The sequence below is a fragment of the Rhodococcus sp. JG-3 genome (assembly GCF_000482405.1).
Lineage (GTDB): Bacteria > Actinomycetota > Actinomycetes > Mycobacteriales > Mycobacteriaceae > Rhodococcoides > Rhodococcoides fascians.
On record NZ_KI519398.1, the window covers coordinates 1,366,004 to 1,383,337 of the forward strand.

The 17,334-nt window shown below is 63.3% G+C and carries 21 protein-coding genes; 10 read left to right on the plus strand and 11 right to left on the minus strand.

The features are described 5' to 3' along the window. Positions 1-59 precede the first annotated feature (59 nt). Entirely contained in the window at positions 60-212 is a 153-nt protein-coding gene (locus K414_RS29330) for a hypothetical protein (RefSeq protein ID WP_167326464.1), read from the minus strand. 105 nt (positions 213-317) lie between these two features. Between K414_RS29330 and K414_RS0107930 the strand changes: the two genes are divergently transcribed. Both K414_RS0107930 and K414_RS0107935 read left to right on the plus strand, forming a co-directional pair. After that, the gene (locus K414_RS0107930) at positions 318-1,388 is read left to right on the plus strand and encodes an NAD-dependent epimerase/dehydratase family protein (protein WP_027495468.1); all 1,071 of its coding nucleotides are present in this window, start codon (positions 318-320) and stop codon (positions 1,386-1,388) included. A 42-nt stretch (positions 1,389-1,430) separates the two neighbouring features. After that, positions 1,431-1,811 (plus strand): VOC family protein, encoded by a 381-nt coding sequence (locus tag K414_RS0107935; protein ID WP_027495469.1) that lies wholly within the window; start codon positions 1,431-1,433, stop codon positions 1,809-1,811. On the opposite strand, the gene K414_RS0107940 is transcribed toward K414_RS0107935, so the two are convergent. Further along, positions 1,798-2,136: a hypothetical protein gene (locus tag K414_RS0107940; RefSeq protein WP_201245346.1), complete on the minus strand. Its 339-nt coding sequence runs from the start codon at positions 2,134-2,136 to the stop codon at positions 1,798-1,800. The two genes, K414_RS0107935 and K414_RS0107940, sit on opposite strands and share 14 nt — an antisense overlap. A 118-nt stretch (positions 2,137-2,254) precedes the next feature. Beyond that, positions 2,255-2,935 (minus strand): FCD domain-containing protein, encoded by a 681-nt coding sequence (locus K414_RS0107945; protein WP_027495471.1) that lies wholly within the window; start codon positions 2,933-2,935, stop codon positions 2,255-2,257. A gap of 51 nt (positions 2,936-2,986) precedes the next feature. On the opposite strand from K414_RS0107945, the gene K414_RS0107950 reads away from it, so the two are divergent. Continuing rightward, positions 2,987-4,750 carry a 2-isopropylmalate synthase gene (locus tag K414_RS0107950; RefSeq protein WP_027495472.1) on the plus strand — a complete coding sequence of 588 codons (1,764 nt, stop codon included), beginning with the start codon at positions 2,987-2,989 and terminating at the stop codon, positions 4,748-4,750. Here K414_RS0107950 and K414_RS0107955 read toward each other — a convergent pair. Next, entirely contained in the window at positions 4,747-5,469 is a 723-nt protein-coding gene (locus K414_RS0107955; protein ID WP_027495473.1) for an SDR family oxidoreductase, read from the minus strand. The two genes, K414_RS0107950 and K414_RS0107955, sit on opposite strands and share 4 nt — an antisense overlap. A gap of 74 nt (positions 5,470-5,543) precedes the next feature. On the opposite strand from K414_RS0107955, the gene K414_RS0107960 reads away from it, so the two are divergent. Beyond that, positions 5,544-6,086: a MarR family transcriptional regulator gene (locus K414_RS0107960; protein WP_027495474.1), complete on the plus strand. Its 543-nt coding sequence runs from the start codon at positions 5,544-5,546 to the stop codon at positions 6,084-6,086. Here the strand turns inward: K414_RS0107960 and K414_RS0107965 are convergent, their stop codons facing one another. After that, positions 6,087-7,226 (minus strand): alpha/beta fold hydrolase, encoded by a 1,140-nt coding sequence (locus tag K414_RS0107965; RefSeq protein WP_037219010.1) that lies wholly within the window; start codon positions 7,224-7,226, stop codon positions 6,087-6,089. Positions 7,227-7,290: 64 nt separating this feature from the next. Continuing rightward, the gene (locus tag K414_RS0107970) at positions 7,291-8,070 is read right to left on the minus strand and encodes a GAF and ANTAR domain-containing protein (RefSeq protein ID WP_051364994.1); all 780 of its coding nucleotides are present in this window, start codon (positions 8,068-8,070) and stop codon (positions 7,291-7,293) included. Positions 8,071-8,111: 41 nt separating this feature from the next. Between K414_RS0107970 and K414_RS29530 the strand changes: the two genes are divergently transcribed. Then, on the plus strand, positions 8,112-8,777 hold the full coding sequence (locus tag K414_RS29530; RefSeq protein ID WP_237606153.1) for a hypothetical protein: 666 nt from the start codon (positions 8,112-8,114) through the stop codon (positions 8,775-8,777). Here K414_RS29530 and K414_RS0107980 read toward each other — a convergent pair whose 3' ends face one another. After that, complete coding sequence (locus K414_RS0107980; protein ID WP_037219013.1) at positions 8,778-9,572, minus strand: hypothetical protein; 795 nt, start codon at positions 9,570-9,572, stop codon at positions 8,778-8,780. It lies immediately after the preceding gene. A 139-nt stretch (positions 9,573-9,711) separates the two neighbouring features. On the opposite strand from K414_RS0107980, the gene K414_RS0107985 reads away from it, so the two are divergent. From K414_RS0107985 to K414_RS0108000, 4 genes are read left to right on the plus strand one after another with little or no spacing between them, the layout of a single operon-like run. Next, complete coding sequence (locus K414_RS0107985; RefSeq protein WP_027495478.1) at positions 9,712-11,595, plus strand: hypothetical protein; 1,884 nt, start codon at positions 9,712-9,714, stop codon at positions 11,593-11,595. Continuing rightward, complete coding sequence (locus K414_RS29335) at positions 11,592-11,756, plus strand: hypothetical protein (RefSeq protein WP_167326471.1); 165 nt, start codon at positions 11,592-11,594, stop codon at positions 11,754-11,756. Before K414_RS0107985 ends, K414_RS29335 begins: the two co-directional genes overlap by 4 nt. 1 nt (position 11,757) lies before the next feature. Beyond that, positions 11,758-12,174, plus strand: a complete 417-nt coding sequence (locus K414_RS0107995) for a hypothetical protein (protein WP_032367007.1) — start codon at positions 11,758-11,760, stop codon at positions 12,172-12,174. Then, a complete protein-coding gene (locus K414_RS0108000) occupies positions 12,171-13,487 on the plus strand; it encodes a hypothetical protein (RefSeq protein WP_027495480.1) in 1,317 nt (438 codons plus the stop codon). Before K414_RS0107995 ends, K414_RS0108000 begins: the two co-directional genes overlap by 4 nt. Here K414_RS0108000 and K414_RS0108005 read toward each other — a convergent pair. Together K414_RS0108005 and K414_RS26345 are read right to left on the minus strand one after the other, a co-directional pair. Beyond that, a complete protein-coding gene (locus K414_RS0108005; protein ID WP_027495481.1) occupies positions 13,448-13,756 on the minus strand; it encodes a hypothetical protein in 309 nt (102 codons plus the stop codon). The two genes, K414_RS0108000 and K414_RS0108005, sit on opposite strands and share 40 nt — an antisense overlap. A 58-nt stretch (positions 13,757-13,814) precedes the next feature. Next, on the minus strand, positions 13,815-14,225 hold the full coding sequence (locus K414_RS26345) for a cupin domain-containing protein (RefSeq protein WP_037219017.1): 411 nt from the start codon (positions 14,223-14,225) through the stop codon (positions 13,815-13,817). A 239-nt stretch (positions 14,226-14,464) separates the two neighbouring features. Here K414_RS26345 and K414_RS26350 point away from each other — a divergent pair, with 239 nt between their 5' ends. Continuing rightward, positions 14,465-15,748 (plus strand): MFS transporter, encoded by a 1,284-nt coding sequence (locus K414_RS26350; RefSeq protein ID WP_051365332.1) that lies wholly within the window; start codon positions 14,465-14,467, stop codon positions 15,746-15,748. Here K414_RS26350 and K414_RS0108020 read toward each other — a convergent pair. Both K414_RS0108020 and K414_RS0108025 read right to left on the minus strand, forming a co-directional pair. Then, positions 15,723-16,745 (minus strand): ABC transporter substrate-binding protein, encoded by a 1,023-nt coding sequence (locus tag K414_RS0108020; protein ID WP_037219019.1) that lies wholly within the window; start codon positions 16,743-16,745, stop codon positions 15,723-15,725. The two genes, K414_RS26350 and K414_RS0108020, sit on opposite strands and share 26 nt — an antisense overlap. Before the next feature lie 96 nt (positions 16,746-16,841). Beyond that, a complete protein-coding gene (locus K414_RS0108025; protein WP_027495483.1) occupies positions 16,842-17,264 on the minus strand; it encodes a hypothetical protein in 423 nt (140 codons plus the stop codon). Positions 17,265-17,334 lie beyond the last annotated feature (70 nt).

The window sequence follows — 17,334 nt, forward strand, 5'->3', positions numbered from 1 at the left end:
GGGGTTTTTCGGTGGAAACCGGGAAATTCGACCGCCATGACGGTCGTTCGATTCGGCCGTCAGTTCACTTCGTTGCGCTCGTGCTCGGTACGCGCGTCGAGGTCGCTGTCGTCGAGATGCTTCGGCGTCTTGGCGTGCTCTTTGTGGTCGGGGTGAGCTTCCTCGGTGGGGATCATGACGTCGTCGAGGGTCGGTTCGTTGTTTTCACTCATGGTGATTCGATGCCCGGGAGGATGGCGGCTCAAACTCCTGAGCCAGTGTGGTTTCGATCGATGTGCAGGGGGCACTTCGACTGTGGTCGATTTTCGGAGGTAGAGATGCGAACTGTAGTGATCGGCGCGACCGGCAATGTCGGCACCGCCCTGCTGCGAAGGCTCACCGACGAGCATCCGGGCAACTCCATTGTCGCCGTAGCGCGGCGTCCGCCGAGCCTCAATCCTTTTGCCGAGCAAGTCGACTGGGTTCCGCTGGATCTCACCGGCGAACACGCACCGTACGAGCTACGCGCGTTGTGCCGCGGCGCAGACGCAGTGGTTCATCTGGCCATCGCCTTCCAGCCGATGCGTGATCGCGATTATCTGCGGGCAGTCAATGTCGACGCAGTGCGCACGGTGGCAACTGCCTGTGCGGACGCCGGAGTTCCTCATCTGGTGCACATGTCGTCCGGCGGGGTGTACGCACCAGGGTCGTACGGCGAGAAAGTCGACGAGTCGTGGCCGAGAACGGGGGTGTCCTCGTCGACCTACAGCATGGACAAGGCTGCCGCCGAGGATGTGCTCGACGAGTTCGAGGCAGCACATCCCGACGTCGCGGTCGCTCGAATCAGGCCGGGTCTGATCGGCCAGTACGAGAGCGGGAGTGCGCTGTTGCGTTACGCCCTGCCCGATCTCGTGCCGTCGGCAATCGTCGATCATCTGCCGATCCTGCCCATTGACAGGTCGTTCGCCGTTCCGGCCGCACACAGCGACGATGTCGCCGATGCCATTGTGCGAGTGCTGGATAGGCGTGCAACTGGGCCCTACAACCTCGGCGGCCCGACGCCCGTGCGAGCCCACGACGTGGCCGACGCGTTCGGTGCGCGCATCGTGCCTGTGCCCTCTCGGGTGTTGTCTGCTGCTGCGCGCCTCGGCTTCGAGACCCACGTGTCCGCAGTCCATCACGGTTGGGTCGATCTCGCGTTCGCCACCCCGATGTTGAACACCGACCGCGCTCGACGGGACCTGGACTGGACTCCGCGAATCGATGGTCCGGACGTGGCCCGAGAGGTCATTCAGGGTATGCGCGACAACGCGGGTGCGTCCACCACGTCCCTGCGCTCGCGTACTGCGAAGGACCGCCTGCGAGCCTTCGGTCGACGGGGATTCATTTCTCGCGCGAAAAGGCCGTGAACACGGCATGTCCGACGCCGGGGCAGGTGTAAATTCCCGCCCATGGCATGTCGAATCAGCGAATTGGTACTCGAAGGTCGCGATCCCGAGGCCTTGGCATCGTTCTGGTGTGAGGTGTTGGACTTCGTCGTATTGGATAGGGAGGGTGACGGTTCCGTCGAGATCGGTGCGCGCGACGGTTTCGGCGGCTCGCAGCCGACCATCATCTTCGTCCCTAGCGAGAATCCCGAGCCGGCGAAACCTCGGCTGCACATCGACGTCAATGCAACCGATCGAGATCAGGACGCCGAGCTCGAACGACTGCTCACCCTCGGTGCCCGACGAGTGGATATCGGCCAGACCGGCCAGGAGTCGTGGCACGTGCTGGCGGATCCGGAAGGCAACGAATTCTGTTTGCTGCGTCCAAGACTCAGTCCCGTGTGACGGTACTGTCCTGGCGGTGATCGGCACCCGTCGACCGTCTGGACCAGTAGCTGGCCAGCAGCGATCCGGATACGTTGTGCCACACCGAGAAGATCGCCGCGGGGAGTGCTGCAGCGGGTGAGAAGTGGACCGAGGCCAGTGCCGCTGCCAAGCCGGAGTTCTGCATACCGACTTCGACGCTGATCGCACGGCGGCTGGCGACATCGAGTCCGCATGCCCTACCGATTCCGTAGCCCACCGCGAGGCCCAGCGAGTTGTGCAGCACGACGGCAAGGACGATGAGGGCACCGATCGACAGCAGGGTCGGCGCGCTGGCGGACACCACGAGGACAACCACGCAACGGTGAAAATCCGGTGCAGCTGACCGCGGTGAGCGCGGTCAGCTGCACCGGACTCTGTACTCGGACGGTGTTAGTAGCTGACAAGCCTTGACCGGCCGGTGCTCACGTCGGAGGGGCGATGGTCGTCGACAACTCCAGTAGATGTGTGCGGGTGAGCGCGTGAGCGCGGTGCTCTTCGCGTGCGGCGATTGCCTCGACGACGTCGGCGTGGGTGTCGTGGTCCGAGTCCTCTCCGAACGCGCCCTTGATCTTCAGCATGTCGATCATCGCGGTCCGTAACCGTGGGGCCATGGAGTCGAAGAGTTCGAGCAGGATGTCGTTGTGCGACGCGACCACGATGGAGCGGTGAAAAGCCATGTCCGCCTCCACCAGATCGACCGCGTCGGCGCGAGCGGTGTTGCGTAGCTCGAGTGAGCGACGGATGACGTCGAGGTCGTTGGGGGTGCGTCGGGCCGCAGCGAGAGCAGCCGCCTCACCTTCGATGGCGAGGCGGGCTTCGAGGACAGCGGTGATGTGAACCCGCTGCAACACTCGGTCCCAGTCCGTCCGAGCCTCATCGAGTGATTCGACGAAGACTCCTGATCCCTGCCGGGTGACGAGGATTCCGCGCCCCGCCAGTTGTCTGATGGCCTCGCGCATCGTCGATCGCCCGACGTCGAACATGGGGGCAAGGGTCGTTTCACCTGGCAGTTTGGTGCCGACCGGCCACTCACCGGACTGAATTTTGGCATGCAGCAGTGCGGCGGCCTGATCGGCCAACGACGTTCGGCGTATCGCGGTCACAAACGAAGACTACTCCTCAGCTTGTCTGAGGAGTGATGCTACATTGCTCGCATGCGCACAGATTTCCCCACTCTGTCCACTCCCGCCGGACCCGTTCCCGCCGGCGCGCCCACCTGGAATCGGCAGCGGCACTCCCAGATGCCGTCGCATCGTTACCGTGACGTCTACGCCAAGGTCGACATTCTGCTGACCAAGCGTCGCTGGCCGGAGCGACGGTTGACCGAGGCACCGCTGTGGGTGCCGGTCGATCTGCGCGACGGCAACCAAGCGTTGCCGGAGCCGATGGATCCTGCCCGCAAGAAGCAGTTCTTCGAGTTGATGGTTGCGATGGGCTACAAGGAAATCGAAGTCGGGTATCCATCGGCATCGCAGACCGATTTCGATTTCGTGCGGCTGCTGGCACACACCGATCTGGCACCGGACGACGTCACCGTGGTCGTCTTCACCCCGGCCCGACGCGACCTGATCGAGCGAACCGTGGAGTCGATCCGCGGAATCACCAACGACGTCGTGATCCACATGTACACCGCCACGGCTCCTACGTGGCGCGAGGTCGTGCTCGGCCGGGAGGCCAACGAGCTTCGCTCACTGATACTTTCGGGCGCAGCCGACGTTCTCGAACTTGCCGGCGACCTGCCCAACGTGCGATTCGAGTTCTCACCCGAGGTCTTCAATCTCACCGAACCCGACTACGTCCTCGATGTCTGCGATGCGGTGACGACTCTGTGGGACGCGACGCAGCAGCGGCCGGTCATCCTGAATTTGCCTGCCACAGTGGAGGTCGCGACGCCGAATGTCTATGCGGACCAGATCGAGTACATGAACGACAACCTTGCGCGACGAGACAGCGTAATCCTGTCGGTGCATCCACACAACGACCGCGGGACCGGCATTGCCTGCGCCGAGCTGGCCGTCCTGGCCGGAGCGCAGCGGGTGGAGGGCTGCGTATTCGGCAACGGCGAGCGCACCGGAAACGTCGACATCGCCACTCTCGCATTGAATTTGCACGCGCAGGGTGTCGATCCCATGATCGACTTCTCCGACATCGATCAGATTCGACGCACCGTCGAATACTGCAACCAGCTCGAGATTCACCCGCGGCATCCGTATGTCGGCGACCTCGTACACACCGCCTTCAGCGGTACGCACCAGGACGCCATCAGGAAGGGTTTCGTCGAGCATCGCACTCGGGCGCTGAGCGAAGGCCGTTCCGAGCGGGACATCGAATGGCGGGTGCCGTACCTGCCGATCGACCCCGACGACATCGGTCGCTCGTACGACGCGGTCATTCGCGTGAATTCGCAGTCGGGCAAGGGAGGAATCGCGTATCTCCTCGAAACCAACTACGGCATCGAACTTCCGCGTCGCCTGCAGATCGACCTCGCCCGGCACGTGCAGGCCCGCACGGATTCGATCGGTACCGAACTGTCGGCCGAGCAACTCTGGGACGTCTTCCGGGAGGTGTACATCGGTGTCGACGAACCCGACGTGACCCTGATCGGCTTCGACTCTCACGACGACGACGGGTCCGCCGACACCTGCATCACATTGAAGATCGACGGCACGTCCTTCGAGACTTCACACACGGGAGTCGGACCCGTCGAGGCACTCGTCGACGCGTTGTCTGCTCATGGCAGGCACCTGGACATCCTCGGGCTGACGCAGACGAGTGTGCGAGCCGGCAACGACAGTGATGCGGTGTCGATGCTCGAATATCGCACTGCCACTGGGTCTCGATGGGCGGCAGGGATCGATCGCTCCGTTCTGTCCGCCACCCTCGACGCGGTCCTTCGTGCGGCCAACGCGTCGACCTAGCGGGATGGCCACTCACCGCCGTTGACGGCGAATGTCTGGGCGGTGATCTGACGGGCGCGATCGGAGGCCAAGAACTCCACCATCTCGGCTATGTCCCGTGGTGCTCCGGCGCGCCCGGTCATGGCGGATGCGGCCATACCGTCCTTCGCGTCGTCGGTCAGGACGTCGCGGAAGAATTCGGTGTCGGCAATGTAGCCGGGCGCAACAACATTCGCGGTGATGGATCGCGAGCCGAGTTGGCGCGCAAGGTCGATGTTCCATGACGCAATGGCGGCCTTGGCCGCACCGTACGAGCCCGATCCTTTGTCTGCGGCGATCGAACCGATGGTGACAATGGCACCGCCGTCGTTCATTCGCGGAAGCAGGCCGGTGGTCATCAGGACAGCCGAGATCACATTGGCCTCGAAGTTCGCTCGCCACGAATCGGCAACGTCGCTCAGGCCGTTCGGCGTTGTGCGGTCGAAATCGGTGTTGCCGCCGGCATTGTTGACCAGTACGTCGACCGGCCCGACTTCTGCTGCGAACGCCGTCACGGCCTCCGCGTCCGTTGCATCGACGGGAGCCGCTTCGACGCTCCCGGCAATGTCTCGGGCGGCGTGGTCGAGAGCGGTCAGCCGTCGGCCTGTAATGATCACGCGCGCACCGTCTTCTGCGAAGCGGGTTGCTATCGCGCGTCCGATGCCGGTGCCGCCTCCGGTTACCACGACTGTTCGTGTCACTTCGATCTCCTCGACGTTGTAGACTTCGTTTAGACCTAAACGAAGCTACATCACACGACAGCGGGGAGCGAACAGTGACCGATCTCGATCCGGATGATCCCATCGACGCGATCGCCCTTGCGTGGACGAGAGAGCGCCCGGATACGCCCGTCGACTCGATTGCCATCGTGACTCGAATTGCTCACGTAGCCAAGCTGTTCGGTGACGATCGGTCTCGTCTGCTGAGGCAGTCCGGAGCCGACTCGGCCATCCTCGATCTGTTGTCGACGCTTCGCCGAGCCGGGCCTCCGTACCGTCTCGGCACCAGGGAGCTCGCCGGCGCGGCGCTCGTCACGGCTGGGGCGATCACTCAACGCGTCGATCGTGCGGAGCAGCAGGGTCTGGTCGTCCGTCATCCCCGTTCCGATGGAACACGGCAGGTCGACGTCGAACTGACCGAATCCGGCCATCGCACAGTCGAACGCCTTGTGGACGAGGTGCTGGGACGGGAGGCGGAGCTGCTCGAAAACCTCGCTGCTCGGGAGAAGGAGCAGCTGGAATCGTTGCTGCGTCGACTGCTCGGGGAAATACACGACGTGCTCGGCAGCGATCGTCGTCCGCCGCATGTCGGTGGCTGATCAGTGCAGCATGTCGAGTATTCGAGGTAGGGCGTCGTCGACGGTTGCGGTGATGACGTCGTAATGAGTGGCACCGGGCACGGGCAGGTAGGTCACGTCGCGGACGCCCTGTGCCACCAGTTCCGTAGCGAGGGCGGTCGTCAGAGCCGGCGGCACGACGGTATCGGCAAGCCCCTGCTCGATGGTCACCGGCCGTGTGTAACCGGTGGTCGGCACGGATAGGTAGTCGCGGATAGCCGAGGTCATGGCGGGGTTGGACAGCGGTCGAGCCAGGAGTTGTTGTGGTGCAACACCATCGACTTTCTGTCGTAGGTCGCTGATGCAATTGTCTTCTGCGTGCGCCAGGTAGTCGCTCCCCAGTTCGCTGAGGTAGCTGTTCACGTCGAGATCCGGCCGAGAATCCCTGAGCCCGTACAGGACGTAGATCAGAGTGGCCGTGATGTTTTCGAGAGGTGCGATCCGGGGAGTGGTGGGCGAGAGCAGCGGAAGGACGGCTTCGAGGTTCGACGACGGTGCGAACGACATCACCCCGCGAAAATCCGACCGTTCTCCGTAGATATCGGCGCGAGCCCCGGTGGTGAGTGCTGCTGCGCCGCCCTGAGAGTGTCCGGCGGCAACCCAGGTGCGCGACAGCTCGGGAAGTTCGTCTGCGGCAGCGCTGACGATGTCGGTGACGGCGTTCGCCTCCGAGATGCTGTTCAGGTAATGGTGGGCGTCGGTGGTTCCGAGTCCGATGTAGTCCGTCGAGACAACGGCTGTGCCGCTTCGCAGCAGCTGGGTGAGCAGGGGCTTGGACAGTGCGACGGCCATGGGGTCCTCGGCGGCCCCGTCGTCGAGTGCTGTGCTCATGGCGCATGAATCACCCACGCCGACGGTCCCTTTGGCCCACGACACGACCGGCCATCCTCCCGGTGGTGGTGTGCCGGAGGGGAGGTAGACCTGTCCGCGGGCAATCGCGGCGCGCCCGTGCTCGTCGGTGGTTGCGTAGGACAGTGCGTAACCCGCTGCGGCACCGTCGATCAGCCGCGGAAGCACATCGATGGACGTTGCCGGTGCCGCGTCGGCGATGGGCGTGAGAATGCTTGTGGCAGCGAGCAGTCCGGCAGCCAGCGTCGTAATCGCAGCGGATCGAGTCGTCATGTCTTCCTGAAGGTGCTCGGTGAGTGTTGTGGTGAGTCTGCCGGTCGAGGGGTATCGAATGGGGTCACGGATCTTCCGTACCGATCGAGGCGATCAATGTGGCGGCGATGTCGGCGACTTTGATGTTGCTGCTCTGGGATTGTTCGGACAGAAATGCGAAGGCTTGTCCAGCGTCGATACCACGCATGGCCATGATGATTCCTTTGGCCTGTTCGATCTGTGCGCGAGTTTTCATCGCGGTCAGGAGCCCGTCGACTTCCACTTCTGCATGTCGCGCTCGTCGAGATATCGTCACGGCGGTTTCGATCGAGCTGACGAACAGCCCTACCAGGGCCTCGTCTATTTCGCTGAAGCCGTGCGGGTCGTAACTGTAGATGTTCAGGACCCCGAGGTGGCGGTCGTCGACCGTCAGAGGGGCCGACAGATAGCTCTCGACGCCGAGACCGGACACGTTGTTCGCGAATCGTGGCCAGCGGTCTTCGACACCGCTGACCAGCAGCCGGACCATCTGTTGGGTGCGGGCCGACTCCAGGCACGGTCCCTCGTTGCTTCGGTATTGATCGGCGTCGACGTCGTTGACGCGGGGATCAGTGGATGCCACTGTCTCCGGCTGCTCGCCGTCCTCGTCGAGGAGTGTGATGCCTGCCAGATCCGCGGTGGTCAATGCCTGAACCACCTCTGTGCATGTGGCTTGCAGGATCACGGACAGATCCATCCGGGCCACCAACTTCGATCTCAAATTCTCGAGCGCCTGTGCGTACCCTGCGACTTCGGACGAGACGGCGGCTGCGGATGTGGACGCGGGCTCGGCGCTGCTGCCTCGCTCTACCGGTTCGGTTGTCATCACGCACCACTCACTTCCGTAGACCGACGCCACCGAAGGCGGTGACACACAGCGATACGCGGCGCGGGCTCGGCCGTTTCCTGCAATCTACGTTGATACAAACCCAGTGGCAATCCGGCAGCGACAACCTTCGCAACGGCGATGCGTCGAACAAGGTACTCGGTCGCCCTGAGCTGCTGCAGAAGAACAAGACCGATCGGCCCGATTCTGGCAGAATCAACGATCATGCGTGCGGGCCCGTCACAACTCGGGTCGACGCTGCTCCCGCAACCGAAGGACGACGAACACATGACGTCACCGTGAACAAGCTATCGACGGTGGCACTGCTGATCCTGCTGGGTGCAGCCGGAACGTTCAACGGAATGTCGTTGACCTCCGACCCCACCGGGCGGTCACTGGGCTTGGATGTCGACATGCTCCCTGCGTGGCATACCTGGGACTACCGCATCTCAGGGCTGTTCGTGCTGATTTTTCTCGGACTCGGATCGTTGATCTCGGTTGCTGCTGTGCTCGTCGATGCGTACGACGCTCCGACGTGTGTCGTGTTCGTGGGGTTGGTGACCATCGGGTGGGTGGTGTGGCAGATCCTCGTACTCGATATCGACGCGCCCCGCGCCCAAATCCCCCTCACCCTGTTGGGGGTCGCGTTGACCATCCTCGCGATCGGCCAATTCCGCGCGCGTGCCCGCGACCGCAGCCGGCAGTAGTTACACGCCGACTGATCCGAGGAGCGCGTCTCCCGGATCGACGACCGCCACGACGGCAGCGACGAAGAGCAGCGCCATCCCGATCGTCATCAGCGCGCCGAGTGAACCGAGGGTGACGAACATTCGACGGTGAGCAGCGGCTGTCGTGTCCGTCGCCGCGTACCGACGGAACGCGATCACGGTTGCGGGACCGACAACGGCGATCACCACACCCGTCGCGATGATCACCGCCCAGTTGTAGTGCTCGACCTGCATGAGCAGCTCGAGCAGGGGCGGCCTCGTATCTCCGCTCCGCACACCGCTTTCGATCAGTGACTGCGTCGTCTTCCCGTCCGCGTGGTCGTCGGAGAGCAGCGGAAGCAGGGCGACGACGGGAGCGACCGTCGACTGGATGTTGATCACGGCGACGAACACCGAAAACAGTGACAGCACGGTCGAAGTACTCGCAGCGATCACGTAACCCATGCCGGCAGTCAGAGATCGCCCCCACAGCGTCGCTGCCAGCAGGCCCAGAACGATGGTCAACAGCACCGAAATGACGATCTTGATGGCGTGCCACGCGAACCAGTAATCCACCATCTCCGCCAACCCGGGAGGAAAGGTGCGAACACCGCTGCCCCAGTACTCGGCCAATCCACGGCCGAGCAGCTCGCCCATGGCGGACTGATCCTGGAACTGGGGATAACTTCCGCGCAGCAGAGCGGCCGGTCCGAGAACGAACGCGGCTACCAATAATGCCCCTGCACATGCCAACAGAACGATCGACCAGCGGTCGCGTGGGATGGACTTACTCATCGGACGGCTCCTTTCCGCACGAGAGTCAATCACCGAGAGCTCGGGCGCACATCACTCTGTAGGACTGGATCGAGGAGCAGCGAGCCACCGATTGTCCCGAACTCCACCGAAACGGCGGCCTGTGGTCCATACTCTCGCTATGGTCAATGTAAGTGTGACGACGGGTAACGTCATTGCTCAGTCGGAAAGCGGAGGCGCGGCGCTGGACCAGGTCTTCGGTATGACGGCAGCCGCGGCCGTCGTGTCGTTGTTTCTGCTGTACCTGGCATTCATGCACCGCACTCGCCGCATCACGTGGCTGGCGAGGCTGGCGGACTACGCGGGATCGAAACTGAACTTGCCCGGCTGGGCTGCGCTGCCGTTGGTCCTGTTCGTCTCGACGATCCTGACGGCATTCTTCGGGTTCATCTGGGACGTCAGCCTGCACATCGGACGAGGGCGCGACGAGGGACCACTGGCCAACCCGGCCCACTACTTCATCCTGGTCGGCTTGTTCTTCCTGTTCATCGCGGGCGCGCTTGCGATCATCCTGCCGCTCGACGAGAAGCCCGGTCGCGCGGCCGTCAAGATCACCCGCACCTGGTACGCGCCCACGGGTGGTCTGCTGATCGCGGGCAGTGGACTGTATGCGCTCATCGGTTTTCCGTTGGATGACATCTGGCACCGCATCTTCGGCCAGGACGTCACGCTGTGGGGGCCGACGCACCTGATGCTGATCGGCGGTGCCGGACTGTCTCTGATCGGCGTCCTGCTGCTCGAGCACGAAGGCAGACTGGCGCTCGCCGCAGCACGGCAGACGTCCCCCGACGAGGTGGACGAAACTGCGCAGGGCCCCAGACGCTCGGTGTTGTCCTGGATTCTCAAAGCCAGCGCATTCGGTGGCCTCCTCATCGGACTGTCGGTGTTCCAGATCGAATTCGACTTCGGAGTCGAGCAGTTCCGGTTGGTGTTCCAACCGATGCTCATCGTCGGTGCCGGCGCGTTCGCACTCGTCGCCGCACGACTTGTCGTGGGACGGGGCGCGACTCTGTTCGTCGTCGCATTCGCCGCGGTCATTCGCGAGCTGACGGCATTCGTCGTCGGTCCCGTTCTGGGTGAACCGCACAACGTCTTCGCGCTGTTCCTCGGGATCGCGGTGGTGGTCGAACTCGTCGGTCTCACTCCGCTCGTGGTGCACAGACTTCGATTCGGAATGCTCGCAGGATTCGCTGCCGCAACCGTGGGCCTGTGGCTCGAATCATTGTGGATCGACGCGGTATTCGTCTACCCGTGGCCGACGTCGATGTGGGTCGAGGCACTCGCGATGGCAGTACCCGTCGGCGTCATGTGTGGGCTGACGGCGGGACTGTTCGCGCAACTGCTCAGCGGGGACGGGCTACCGGCACCTGCCGTCCGGCGCACGATCGTCGTCGCGTTGGTACTCGTCCTCGGCGGCGCGACAGCCAACGGATTGATGATCGACGTACCGGAAAACGCAACGGCGACGGTCACTCTCGCCGATGCCGCGCCGCAGGACGGTGGCCGCATGGTGACGGCGACGGTCCGTCTCGATCCAGCCGATCTGGTGTCCGACGACCCCGAGTGGGTGGCAATCCTGGCATGGCAGGGAGCCGGTGACACTCTGCGTGGTCTGGTCGTCGATCGTCTCGAACGAACCGGGCCCGGGATGTATCAGTCGACCCGTCCGGTTCCGGCGCACGGAACGTGGAAGACGTTCCTGCGTATCCAGGACGGTCGAACGTTGACCGGAACGCCGATCTTCATGGCGGCCGATCCCGGCATCGGCGCATCCGAGGTCTCGGCCGACGCCCAGTTCACACGGCAGCTGCAGAGCGAGACCGCGCTGCTGCAGCGTGAGCGGAGCTTCGATCACCCGGCGTGGCTGTTCGGTGCCGCATCACTGGTTGTGCTCGTCTGCACTCTGGCATTGATCTGGGCTCTGTCGTGGGGCGCAGTGCGCATCAGTACCGAGACCCCGGGAGCATCGGTGTCCCGCAGGACGCTGGATTCGAGCTCCGTATGACGGCAGCATCCGACGTCGTCTATCTCGCCGATCACTCTGTGGTGCTGGCCATTCCGGCGGTCGCGCCTGCGTTGATCATCGTGGCCGCGGTGCTGTACGTCGTCAGGAAGGACCGCCGGGCGGAGCGCGCAGAGAAACTCGAACAAGAAGGAGAGCACTGACATGGGACCGTCGCCACTGCGGGCAGCGATCATCGGGTGTGCAACGGTGGCGCTGATGGCCGGCTGCGGATCGTCGTCCGGTACCTCGCCCACCGCGGCAGAACCGGTGCCCAGCACCGACTCCACCGCGTCGGTGTCCGCGCAGCCCGATACCCTGCGGATGAATGTCTCGATCGTCGGCGACACGGTCGAACCGACCAATCAACGCCTCGACGCCTCTGTGGGGCAGTCGATTTCGATGTCGATCAGCAGTGATATAACCGACGAACTGCATGTGCATTCGGTTCCCGAGCACACCTTCGAGATCGAGCCGGGCAAAGATCAGCTGTTCACGTTCACCGTCGATGTGCCCGGACAGGTGGATATCGAACTGCACCACAGCGATCGCACCGTCGCCACGCTCGTCGTTCGTCCGTGATTCTCGCCCACGGCCTCGGCGGATCGACCGATCTGCCGATCCCGGTCACCTACGCCCTGATCGGAGGGGCGTGGGCGCTGGCGGCGTCGTTCGTGCTGCTGCTGTTCGCGTGGCGTCGCCCCAGGCTCGACCCCACGCGTGTCGTCGTGGCGTTGCCGCGGACGACGGTGGTGGCTGATTCGGCGATCGTCCGGGGACTCGTCGGGACCTTGTCGGTGCTGCTGGCGGGCACTGTCTCCGCAGCATCGGTGTGGGGGCCACAGGATTCCAGCAACGCGTTGCTCGGCACCTTCTACGTTCTGGTGTGGGTGGGCATCGTTCCGGCGTCGCTGCTGTTCGGGCCGTTCTGGCGAATCGTGTCTCCGATGCGGGCAGTACACCGCGTCGTGTGCGGCCTGTTGCGTCGTCCGACGTCGGCGGCAATGGTCGCCTACCGTCGTGAATGGGGCTGCGTACCAGCCGTTGTCGGTCTCTTTGCGTTCGTCTGGCTCGAACTGGCCTCACCCGACTCGGGCTCGGTATCGGCCGTTCGTCTGTGGTGCGCGGTATACGTCGTGTCGATGGCGGTCGGTGCGGCGATCTTCGGCGACGAATGGTTCTCTCGGGCAGACCCTTTCGAGGTGTACAGCGACACCGTATCTCGGTTGTCTCCACTCACCCGAGATGCCGCGTCCGGCCTGCTGGCGCTGCGATCACCGCTCGACGGTGCCGTGAGCCTGCCGGTGCAGCGGGGGACAGTGGCCGTACTCGCCGTTCTGCTCGGGTCCACCGCCTTCGACAGCATCGGGCAGATACCGGCGTGGCGTTCGCTGGTCGACGATTCCGCTCTCGGATCGGTGCCGACCAGAACTCTCGGGTTGATTGCCGTCATCTGCGTTGTCGGAGCGGCGTTCTGGTCTGCGGCCCGTGCCACCGGGGGAGTGTCGCGTGTTCGCCGTGCCGCGCTACCCGGCCTGCTCGCCCATTCCCTGATCCCGATCGTGGTGGGTTACGTGACGGCTCACTACCTCACGTACTTCGTCGAAAAGGGCCAGCAGACAATCATTTCGCTGTCGGATCCATTGGGCAACGGCGCGAATGTACTCGGGCTGCAGGATGCATCGGTCTCCTACGTCCTGTCCAACCACCCGTCGGTCGTCGCCGGCATCGCCGTCCTGGCGGTCGTGGTGGGGCACCTGGTGGGCATCACCCTCGCCCACGACGCCTCGCTGCGAACTTTGCCGAAAGAACACGCGGCTACCGGTCAACTCGCCATGATGGTGGTGATGGTGCTCTACACATTCGGTGGATTGTTCCTGCTGTTCGGTGCGTGATCGGGCCGTCCGCGCCGGACCCTGACAATCGTCACTGCGGCCAGCACCAGCCCAGCGAGTGTGAGGAAGTCGGACTCGGTGAGACCTCTCTCTGCGTCGACCACGTACAACGTTCTGCCTTCGATGGGGGCGTTGAAGAACAGCCACAGCACCGAGACGACGCCCAGTGATATCGCCGCGGGCCACGACGGCCTGGCCAGAGACCATGCTGCTGAGGCGAATACGGCGTTCATCAGAACGAGGGCATGGAACGGATCGATAGATGGCACCGGTACATCGTGGCAGACTCCCGATGCTCGGTTGGCATCTACGCCGGGCCGACAAACGTCAGTTGGCGGTCACGGCCATCGGGTATGGGTGGTCGGAGTCGGACTCGTAGCAGATTGCGAACGGCTTGTTGGTGACGAACAAGAAGGTGACGTCGTTGTGCTCTGTCGCACCGTGTTCCATCCAACCGCCCTCTGGAAACCACACCCAATTGCCCGGCCCGTATTCGCCTTCGTGGGTCTTCAGGATGCCGTCCAGGACGTACATTCCGTGTGCGCACGGGTGCGTGTGCCAGGTATTGGTGAAACCGGCGGCATAGCGTAGGAGCATCACTTGCATGCCCGTGTCGGGATCCGCAAACAGTGACTTGAAAGGAATTTCCGCACCGATCTGCGAGACCGTCAGTGTCTCCCATGACATTCGATTGGAGTCGGCAACTTCGAGAGATACCTTGTTCGTCGGCTGTGTCATATGTTCCCCATGGTCGATAGTTGAGTCTGGTTCCCGCATTCGGTCGCCACGAAAGACAAGTGGTGCTCACGGTCCAGCTAGCAAGGAATCTACGACCACCTTGTTGCTGGTTGGTTTCAGGCGGAATATAGGAAATCGCGCCGCGTAACCACGTGGTTAATCTCGATTCGGCGGAGGATCCGGCTCGGTCCGAGACGGAGGGGACCGCACCGACCGTCGCGCCAGTAGTGTCGACGTTCGTGACGATCAACCCTGGAGTCGGTGGTGCGTCGGCGCGAGGTCGGCTACGAGACCTTCCGTCGGTGGTCAAGCTCGTGCTGGCATCGATGGTGCTGTTCAATGTCGGCTTCTATCTGGTGGTTCCGTTTCTGGCGGTGCATCTGTCCGAAGAACTCGGATTCGCAAGTTGGATCGTCGGGCTCGTATTGGGTCTGCGCACGTTCAGTCAGCAGGGCATGTTCTTTCTCGGCGGCAGCATCGCCGATCGCTTCGGTCGTCGACCGGTCATTCTGTGGGGCATAGCAATACGCATCGTCGGGTTCGTTGTGCTGGCGCTTGCGAGCAGCCTCCCCGCTGTGATCGTCGGGATTCTGCTGATCGGTTTCGCCGCAGCATTGTTCGCGCCCGCGGTGGAATCGGCCAACGCTGATATCGGTCGACAGCTCGAAGACTCGGGCGTTATCAAGCGCACCGAACTGTTCGGTTATGAGCAGATGAGCAGTCGGCTCGGCACCGTGCTCGGGCCCGCGTTGGGGGCGGTGCTCCTGGTGTTCCCGTTCTCGGCGTCCACCGCCGTGGCCGCAATCTTGTTCGCCGGCATGTGGTTCGGGTTCTACTTTCTGTTCCCCAAGACAATCGAAACCGGCAGTATCGTCGGTACTTCCATCACCCGGGTCTGGCGTGTGGTGTTGGGCAATCGACGCTATGTCGTCCTGGCCACGCTGTGCAGCGCACAGTTCGTCGCGCTCGCTCAGCTGTATCTGATGCTGCCCGAGCAACTTTCGCTGAGCATCGGCTCTCGGGATCTGCTCGGCTGGTTCTACGTGGGGGCAGCGGTACTGGTGATCGTCGGTCAGCGGCCGATGGTGGCGGTTGCGGCACGGATGGGATCGCGAGCCGCAACAACCATCGGCTTGGCCGTGATGGCGGCGTCGTTCGTCATTCCGGCGCTAGGGCCAGGCATCATGACCGACTCGGTGTGGCCGTACGTGCAGATTGCAGCGTGGATTGCACTACTGCATCTGGGGCAGATGTTGATGGTGCCGTCGATGCGAGACACACTGGCCCGAATTGCCGGAGAACGTTATCTCGGAGCACATTTCGGACTGCTCAACACCATCGGTGGATGTCTGTCGCTGATCGGCACGATCGGCGTCGGGTATCTCTACGATCGCCTCGACGACGGCAGCGTTGCAGCGGCGACCCCATGGTTGGTGGTCGCCGGCTGCATCGCCGCGCCTGCCGTCGTGCTCGGTGTGTGGTCGTCGATGTCCGACGCTATCTGGCCGCGTCGACAGCCTTGATGTCGTCGATGAACGCAGACAGCACAAACGGGATGGTCAGCGGATTCGGCATCGACACTGCGTCGGAGACAATCGGATCCAGCGCGATCAATCCACCGTTGCGCACGACGCCCAGATTGGTGAATGTCTCCTGCGATTCCATGGACTCGCGGTGGAGTTCGTAATTGTCGAAGAAGAGGTAGTCGCAGTCGAGCAAGCTGTAGCTTTCCGCCGACAGTTCGGTGTTCAGCTTGCCTTCGAATTGGGACGCCAATGCGGCGGGTGCCTCGAAGCCGAGTGCGGTCAACAGCTGGGCCCGCGCCGAGTCGGGACTGAACGCCCGTAGCTTGCCGTCACTCCACCTGATGACCAATGCAGCCGTCTTGCCGACGAACTGCGGATTGTCGGTTCGAGACTGCGCCACAAGGGCTTCGACGCGATCGACCTCGGCCTGAGCGGCGCTCGGCAAACCCACCGCACGCCCAATTCTGGTGGTCACCTCCTGCCACGGCAGCACCCAATCGGTCTGACCCGCAGCGTGCAGCACCGTCGGCGCGATCGCACTGAGTTGCGCGTAGACGTCCTCGTCGATCGCGTTGTTGACGGCGATGATCAGATCGGGGGCAGCGGCGGCAATCGTCTCCACATCGAACTCGGTCGTGGCGTTCGCGAGTGCTACCGGTTCGTCGCCCTGCACGGTCGGTTCGGCCCAGATGCCGATGCCGTCGTCGGTCGAGCCCTTCCACACCGGCACCAGCACGGGCGTCAAACCCAATGACAGCAGCACGTCGGAGTCGCCGATGCCCACGGCGGCGATACGAGTCGGGGCATCGACGATGGTCGTCGAACCGAGCTTGTGCTCGATCGTCACGGGGAACGCGCCGCTTTCGACGTTCGCCGTCGAGCTCGAACCATCCGAACGTTCCGCCGAGCCGTTGGCGCAGCCGGCAACGACGAGACCGGCGACCGACACGAACGTCATCGATAATGCAGTCCGCCGATTCACCACGGGATTCATCGAGTCTCCTTCAAGCGTAGTTTGGATGCCCTAATCTAAACCACCCTCGCCCGATTGTGCTGTCCTACGTTCTGCGGTCGATACCTTCTCGAATGGCTACGGAACGTAGAACGTCGCGAACCCCGGCACGGTGGTTGCGGAAGTCGGTAGTCCGACGAGTACCACTTGCCCTGGCCCGCTGTACACAATTGCCTCGTGCGGGGATCCGAAGAGGGCGTCGGACAATCGGGCGTTGCCACTGGCCCCGGTAGTCAAGTTCACCCAGCGCACGTCGGAAATGAGGTAGCAGCCGGTGTTCGCGTTCGGGACGTCGGTGACCTTGGCGATCCCGGGTTGCTCGCCGACCACCACGGCACAATTGCTCGGGGGTGAATCGACACTGCCCCTGGGGTTTCCGTAGGGCGCTGGGTTGAATTGAAACGGGATCGTCACCTCCGCGGACGCCACTTCAGTTGACGTGAACGCCGCACCGACCATCACCGCACCGCACACTGCAAGCCGCTGTACAAGTCTTGCCATGACAACCTCCACTGGTTTCGGAATCCGGCGATGGCCCCATCCTCTCTCCTATTCGAGGCGGGATGGTGGC

Excerpts from the sequence above, each read along its gene's own strand:
- K414_RS0107980 (WP_037219013.1), bottom strand. The coding sequence starts at position 9,572 with ATGAGTAAGTCCATCCCACGCGACCGCTGGTCGATCGTTCTGTTGGCA.
- K414_RS0107950 (WP_027495472.1), top strand. The coding sequence starts at position 2,987 with ATGCGCACAGATTTCCCCACTCTGTCCACTCCCGCCGGACCCGTTCCC.
- K414_RS0107995 (WP_032367007.1), top strand. The coding sequence starts at position 11,758 with ATGGGACCGTCGCCACTGCGGGCAGCGATCATCGGGTGTGCAACGGTG.
- K414_RS29330 (WP_167326464.1), bottom strand. The coding sequence starts at position 212 with ATGAGTGAAAACAACGAACCGACCCTCGACGACGTCATGATCCCCACC.
- K414_RS0107965 (WP_037219010.1), bottom strand. The coding sequence starts at position 7,226 with ATGACGACTCGATCCGCTGCGATTACGACGCTGGCTGCCGGACTGCTC.
- K414_RS29335 (WP_167326471.1), top strand. The coding sequence starts at position 11,592 with ATGACGGCAGCATCCGACGTCGTCTATCTCGCCGATCACTCTGTGGTG.
- K414_RS0107930 (WP_027495468.1), top strand. The coding sequence starts at position 318 with ATGCGAACTGTAGTGATCGGCGCGACCGGCAATGTCGGCACCGCCCTG.
- K414_RS0107970 (WP_051364994.1), bottom strand. The coding sequence starts at position 8,070 with ATGACAACCGAACCGGTAGAGCGAGGCAGCAGCGCCGAGCCCGCGTCC.
- K414_RS0108020 (WP_037219019.1), bottom strand. The coding sequence starts at position 16,745 with ATGAATCCCGTGGTGAATCGGCGGACTGCATTATCGATGACGTTCGTG.
- K414_RS26345 (WP_037219017.1), bottom strand. The coding sequence starts at position 14,225 with ATGACACAGCCGACGAACAAGGTATCTCTCGAAGTTGCCGACTCCAAT.
- K414_RS0107985 (WP_027495478.1), top strand. The coding sequence starts at position 9,712 with ATGGTCAATGTAAGTGTGACGACGGGTAACGTCATTGCTCAGTCGGAA.
- K414_RS0108025 (WP_027495483.1), bottom strand. The coding sequence starts at position 17,264 with ATGGCAAGACTTGTACAGCGGCTTGCAGTGTGCGGTGCGGTGATGGTC.
- K414_RS0107935 (WP_027495469.1), top strand. The coding sequence starts at position 1,431 with ATGGCATGTCGAATCAGCGAATTGGTACTCGAAGGTCGCGATCCCGAG.